The 6,473-nt window shown below is 39.5% G+C and carries 8 protein-coding genes; 4 read left to right on the top strand and 4 right to left on the bottom strand.

Translation table 11 applies throughout. The features are described 5' to 3' along the window. The 3 genes from KPY62_RS13460 to repM all read left to right on the top strand — a co-directional run. A partial coding sequence (locus KPY62_RS13460) for a hypothetical protein (protein ID WP_216583459.1) occupies window positions 1-404 on the top strand: 404 nt, incomplete at its 5' end. 3 nt (window positions 405-407) lie between these two features. After that, complete coding sequence (locus tag KPY62_RS13455) at window positions 408-1,196, top strand: hypothetical protein (RefSeq protein ID WP_216583458.1); 789 nt, start codon at window positions 408-410, stop codon at window positions 1,194-1,196. Window positions 1,197-1,536: 340 nt separating this feature from the next. Further along, on the top strand, window positions 1,537-2,499 hold the full coding sequence (gene repM, locus KPY62_RS13450) for a replication initiation protein RepM (RefSeq protein ID WP_216583457.1): 963 nt from the start codon (window positions 1,537-1,539) through the stop codon (window positions 2,497-2,499). A gap of 120 nt (window positions 2,500-2,619) precedes the next feature. On the opposite strand, the gene KPY62_RS13445 is transcribed toward repM, so the two are convergent. From KPY62_RS13445 to KPY62_RS13430, 4 genes are all read right to left on the bottom strand, one after another. Then, window positions 2,620-3,087, bottom strand: coding sequence for a hypothetical protein (locus tag KPY62_RS13445; protein WP_216583456.1), 468 nt, complete (start codon window positions 3,085-3,087; stop codon window positions 2,620-2,622). Then, entirely contained in the window at window positions 3,087-3,785 is a 699-nt protein-coding gene (locus KPY62_RS13440; protein WP_216583455.1) for a trypsin-like serine protease, read from the bottom strand. Before KPY62_RS13440 ends, KPY62_RS13445 begins: the two co-directional genes overlap by 1 nt. A gap of 162 nt (window positions 3,786-3,947) precedes the next feature. Further along, window positions 3,948-4,352, bottom strand: coding sequence for a hypothetical protein (locus KPY62_RS13435; RefSeq protein ID WP_216583454.1), 405 nt, complete (start codon window positions 4,350-4,352; stop codon window positions 3,948-3,950). A 113-nt stretch (window positions 4,353-4,465) separates the two neighbouring features. After that, window positions 4,466-4,792 carry a mobilization protein MobS gene (locus KPY62_RS13430; RefSeq protein ID WP_228730792.1) on the bottom strand — a complete coding sequence of 109 codons (327 nt, stop codon included), beginning with the start codon at window positions 4,790-4,792 and terminating at the stop codon, window positions 4,466-4,468. 224 nt (window positions 4,793-5,016) lie between these two features. Between KPY62_RS13430 and KPY62_RS13425 the strand changes: the two genes are divergently transcribed. Then, the coding region (locus KPY62_RS13425; protein WP_216583453.1) for a MobA/MobL family protein at window positions 5,017-6,473 on the top strand (1,457 nt) is incomplete at its 3' end.

Genomic DNA, 6,473 nt, shown 5'->3' with positions numbered 1-6,473 from the left:
CAGCCGAGCAAGATATCAAAGGGGTTGATAAAACCAAACCCGCAGGTACAGCTATTTTAGCGATTTCAGCAGCTAACGAAGTTGTGCAAAATCTCAATGATTATATTAATGAACCGACTACAACGCAGACCCAGCGTGAGCTTGCACAGGGTGAACGTAGCTACTTAACCGACTTTGTGAATGACAAATCGAAGGTAGCATTGAGTGAGATTAAAAATATTCACTATACAAACGATCGTAAAACGCACACAGCAGCCCTTAAAGACGTTTTGAACGATTTTGCAAGCAATCACAGCCAAACCGCAGATAACAATCAGCAGCAAGCACTACAGAGCGCACAAAGGGACGTTGTGAGTTATAGCAATGAGATTAACCGCGACCGTGGTTATGGAATGGGAATGTAGAAAATGTCAGATATGAGAGATCTTGAAGACGTATTGAACGCAGTGTCTATGCTGATAGAGCATGACAGCGCCTTGATAGAACAACGAGAGCAGCAGGACAAGGCAACCGCAGCACTGGTCAATGATCTAACCACGCAGCTTAGAGACTATCAAGAGCGAGAGCAGCAGATCAAAAAGGCCATCGCTACCAGTACCGCAACAGAAACTAGAAAAGAGGTGGCTGATATTCTCAATTATTATCATAACCAGCTAACCGAAGGTGTTGCCGGTGATGTTCAGCGAGCTAATGCACAGCTAGAGAACACAGTGGTTATAGCCACAAGCAAAGTCAAAGAATTATCAAAATTGTCGTCAGATATGAAAGGTACGTTTGATATCAATTTTAATAGCTTGAAGGTATTTTCAGAGACTTTTGAGGAACAAAACAAGAGATTAGCAGGAGACATCAAAGGGACTTTAATAAGCGTTAGAAAAGAAGCTAGGGAAGGTGCAGAGAGATACACAACGGAGCTATCAGATAAATTCTCTAAAGCCCTTAGCTGGAAAATAGCTAGTATTCTAGGCGCAATTTGCTTGTCTATTTTGGCTATGACTCTTCTACTGGCTTGGCTACTGATACCAAGTAAGGCAGAAATTGCAGAGCGTCAAGTAAAGTATGACAGCATAGCTTCTGCTAAAGTCGCTCATAACGTCATTAGAAACCCAACTGATGGTAAGTATTATGCGATAGTTCAAAAAAATTCTTGTTTCATTAGTCCTAGAAACAACGAGCAATATTGTAAATTTAGATAGATCAAAGTTCCTATCTTATTAGTTAATAAAAAAAAGAAGAAAGGTTTTTAATGTTTTTAATGCTTTTAACAGCTTTTAAGTACGCTACAGCCCTTTAATACCAAAGCATTACGACCCCATAAGGTGACGTTTACCTACCAATAAGGTGACGTTTACCTACCAATAAGGTGACGTTTACCTACCAATAAGGTGACGTTTACCTACCATATAGTGACAAAATTATTTATGTCATTATTGTGACTTATTAACTAGTATGTCACTATACTAAATCAACAATAAATGACAACTAACACAGTAAATCACTGTTGTTAGGTTTGCAGGGTGTGAACCGAGGTGAGCTATGTATAAACATCGAGAAGATGAAATGAGCCTAGTAGTTAAAACTAATCGCTTAAATACAGTAATACAAAGTTTGTCTTTAGCTGAAATACGTTTAATTCAAGTGGGGATTATTGATAGTAGAGATAAAAATCAGGGGTTAAGTGCTGATAAGCCCTTACGTATCGAATCTTCACGCTATGCAGAAGCTTTTGGGGTAACTCGACAGACAGCTTACGAAGTAATGCTAAGTGCGGAAAAGACATTATTTGAACGACAATTTAGCTTTATTGATGAATATAACGATAAGGTAAAAACGCGCTGGATTAGCCAAGCAAAGTATATTAAGGGTCAAGGGGCAATTGAGATAATATTTACACCCGCTGTTGTTAATGAAATAACACGTATTGACGGCAAAGAAGAGTTTTTTACTCAATATTTACTGTGTCAAACAGCAATGCTTAATAGCGTCTACTCGGTGAGATTGTACGAATTAGTAACACAATGGCGAGCCGCTAAGAAAACGCCAATGTTCGATCTTGAAATATTTAGAGGTCAATTAGGATTAGGTGTTACTGATTATAAAAAAATGAATGATTTTAAAAAGCGAGTGTTAGATTTAGCAGTTAATGAAATTAATGATAAAACTGACTTGAAAATTAGCTATGAACAAGTCAAAGAAGGTAAAAAGATAGTAGGTTTTAAATTCAAAGTATTAGCTAAAGATAAACCTAAAAAAGCAAAGCAAGAAGGTGATAGGGATATAAACACAGCAGATATGTTTACCGTAGAAGGTCTAAATGATAAACAGCTAGGACGTATCGTTCGCAATCCTGCTTTTATGGCGGAATATAATCATTTAGTAAGCCCTACTAGCCCAGCAGGTCAGTCGCAGCAAGGTTGGGAGTTTGAAATGCTTAATCGAATAAAAAAGGACGCATCACAGTTTAGTAAGCGTCCAATTAGAGATTATTTAGAGTATTAAGGCTAGTGGTCTATTATAAGTAGTTTCTCAAATACAGTCTGTTTTAAGTGGTCTATTAATAGGTTTGAGGGGCGAAATAACTGGTTCTGCTAGGGTATACATAAATTTTTTTGGATGAGTTCATTTATTTCCCAGACTCATAGTCCCTACTTTTACCTGAGTTTGGGCTAAACATTTTTTGTTTCCTTGCTTCTCATATTCTGCATCTCCAACTGAGTTAGGGACATAACTTTGATATCCACCATTGGTATAGATAGGATCTCCCATCTTGAAAACATGACCATCAAGTTCTATTGTTTTAGTAGACTCATCCCATTTTACTAAATTTTTTGGATATTTAGGAAATAAGGGTGTCATATATTCTCCACTATCATCTACTAAATAAAGACAGCCATCCTTCCACTCAAACTTACCACTTACTACTGCTGCTGGTTGAGCAGGACGGTTTGGATCAACGTCATAATAATAAATATTGGTATTTTGAATAGGCAGGGCAATTACTGTTTTATTAGACTTAGGTTGAACATCGGACGACAATGAGCAACCTCCTAAGAAAATAGCCACTACTGCTACTAAGATACTCTTCATCAAAACTCCGTTTTTAATTTAAACCCTTGTAGGTACTTGATAGGGGTAACGTAAGCAGTTCGGGAATTTCCCATAGCACTCGCTAATCCATAAGCCTTCCCCGAGCCGTCAAAAAAAGGCCCGCCGCTATCACCAACATTAATGCGAAAATTACTACCCTCTACAGTTATAATAGTTTGAGCACAACTAGCTATAGGTATTAATCTTTTGGAGGATGCATTGCACCCTGCCCCAGTAAATCCTTCATCGACAACTGTTACAGCTCCACAACTAAATCCTGTATTAAGCCCTATATGACATAGTGGTGTTCCACCAACTTTTAATCCAGTATACCAATCAGTATAAGGAGCTTGTGCTATCCCCATGCCAGTTATTTTCATGTTACTCGTTGACGTAGTACTTGGCCAAGCACGGTAGACTTCTCCAGTAATTGAAGGCGAGTTTAAGGGGACAAAAGATATTTCATGGTAAATTGAGGAATCAGTAATCGGTACACCAAAGTCATACTTTTTACCAAACCTATTTACATACTTTTTAGAGTTTTGAAGGCAATGTGTAGCTGTTAAAATCCCCGGTACACCATTCATTTCTCCTGTAAATCCAGCGGTACATTGCCCAGACCCTGCCAAACTTTCTAAATTACCTCCTCCTACTACTTCATTGAAATTAGATGCTGAGGCAGTAATAGGATTATCCAAAAACCTCAATGTGACATCCATACCTGAGATTTTAGAGAGCTTTGATTTAATTTTGTTCTGTTCAGCTAAATCAGGTTGGTAGAAAGATATTGAAATAGCATCTTTTTGAGGGTTATAACCGATGGATTGGAATCCATCATATTGTCTTGCGATCCTAGAACCTTAATTTTCTATAATGTTTTCAATTGCTCTAAAGTTTCTAGGAGAGTTAGCTACTACCTCAATAGGTAAGTCATATGCTTTAGATAATTTACTACTTAAATCCATTACTTCTCTTTGAGCTTTACCTTTTTTAGTGGTTCTTACCACTAATTTAAAATCTTGCCCATTATCAAAATACACACTTCCAATACTATCGCCAAACTGTTCATTTAAGTTTTGGACAATATAATCTAACTGAGATACGATAGTTAACCGTCTTTCAGCCTCTTTAGCTGATACATTGAACTCCTTGGAGTAGCTTTCTACTGCTAAAGGATCTATAGATACTGTTTCAGCATGAGCCATATTTGCTACTGCGAATATTGATGCCACTAATAAACCAACTTGAAAAACTCTTGCTTTCATTATTTTATCGTCCTTGAAAAGTAATAAGCTATACAAAGTAAAATATCAGCATACATCAACAAAAGTTTGAATATATTGCTGTTTTGTTAAGATGATATGAAGTTTAGGATAGATCAAATATGAGTATCTATATTCTTAACTTCACCTACTTGGCTTTTTAGATTGTTAATCAAATCGCCCATCAACTCCTTATCTCCTTGCCTAGTTAAAAAAGTATCCAAATTATCTGCGGTGTACTGCACTAGATCCTCTACTTTATTTTTTTCTAGTAACTCGATCATAAAAGCACCCAGCAGTATTTTTCGCCTTGTCAGCTTCTTATCTAACTTCTGCTTTTCCCTATTTATCTTTAGCTCAAGCTCATTAATTTTCTGCTGCTCTTTTAAATCATTACCACCAAGTAAGCTCATAGCCGTTCCTTGAGTCACCAAATTATTCATGTAATTAACTATAGCAACTTCGCCAGTACCTAACAACAGTTTATGATATAGTTAATTGACGGATTGTTGAGTCCCACTGACTAAGTGCGAGTTTTCGACTTTACAAATGTTTATTCCCTATGGTCATACATTTATAAAATCAAAACACGTTAGGGGAAACCCCTAAAACCCCACAACTAATAAAAAGACGTTAGTAGCAAAAACCAAAAATCGAGTTTGCAGAAATGGCTATTTTTATCGCATCGACCAAATCAATATCACGAGGTAAGGGACAAAGTGCCGTTGCCAGTGCGAGCTATCGTGCAGGTGTTGAGCTTGATGATATACGATATGGTAAAACTCACGACTATTCAAAAAAGCATGGGGTGATGAGTGCCGATATTATTTTGCCGACAGCGTTGGCAGCAGCCAACGCTGCTATTAATCGTAATGAATTATGGAACAAAGCAGAGAGTGCCGAGAAGCGCAAAGATGCACGAGTTGCTAGGGAATGGCTTGTAAATTTACCGCATGAGCTAACCGATCAAGAACGAAAAGAGATAGCACATAAGTTTGCTCAAAACCTAGCCGATCGTTACGGCACAATAGCAGATTGCGCCATTCACAAACCGACCGATAAAGAAATTGAGCGAGGGGCAGATCCTCGCAACTTCCATGCTCATATCCTATTTACCACGCGCTGTGCTGTGCTTGATGATAACAATCAGATCATCCTAACCGACAAGGCGACCATTGAGCTGTCCGATAACAAGCGGCGTTCGCTTGGCATGGAACGAGTCAGCCATGAGATTACAGACGTTCGCCAAATATGGGAGCATATCGCCAACGAAAAACTGGCCGAGCATGACCATAAATTGATCGATAGTCGCAGTTATACCGCGCAAGGGATTGATATTGAGCCACAGCTCAAAATGGGATCAGTCGCTACCAAGCTAGAACGTGACAAATACGAGCAAGAGCTAAGAAAAGCGGAGCAAGCAGCCGAGCAAGGCAAGGTTTACGAGATAGACGATACCCCCACCACTATTAGAGGCGAAGTGAACCGCCTAATAGCCGAGCGTAACGAGCTGGTGTGGGATGCAGAGCTTGCCAAAAATCAGATCGTGAACGACTTAGCTGACGCAATCATCGTTAAGGGTCACGACATCGAGCGCACGACACCGCCACCGCAAATGAGCAGCGGCTATGCACCCAAGCCAAGTATGACAACCACAGCGGTAGCTGAACCCATCGAAGCACCAACACCTGAACCCAAGCGTAAAACTCATTCCCCAGCTGACATTGCGGCAGCGATGGCAATGGCTCATGACATCCGAGCAAAACGAGCAGACGAACAAAAAGAAAAAGAGTTGGCGTTGGCGCAGCAGCGACAACGTGAAATTAGTGAACAGAACCAGCGTAAGAAGGCACTACGTGAGCAACAAGAGCAGCAAAGAGTCGATACACTAAGACAGCAGCAGCAAGAGCAGCAAGCCCAAGCTGAACGCCTTGAGCGTGAGAATAAGCAGTTTGAGAGCGATAAGAAGCAGATGTACAAAGCAGTGTTAGCCAGGACAGCCGAGCAAGATATCAAAGGGGTTGATAAAACCAAACCCGCAGGTACAGCTATTTTAGCGATTTCAGCAGCTAACGAAGTTGTGCAAAATCTCAATGATTATATTAATGAACCGACTACAACGCA

This window comes from Psychrobacter sp. TAE2020, assembly GCF_018919485.1.
Taxonomy (GTDB): Bacteria; Pseudomonadota; Gammaproteobacteria; order Pseudomonadales; family Moraxellaceae; genus Psychrobacter.
The sequence above is the reverse complement of the archived record's forward strand: the minus strand, read 5'-3'. Positions and strand labels throughout refer to the sequence as shown.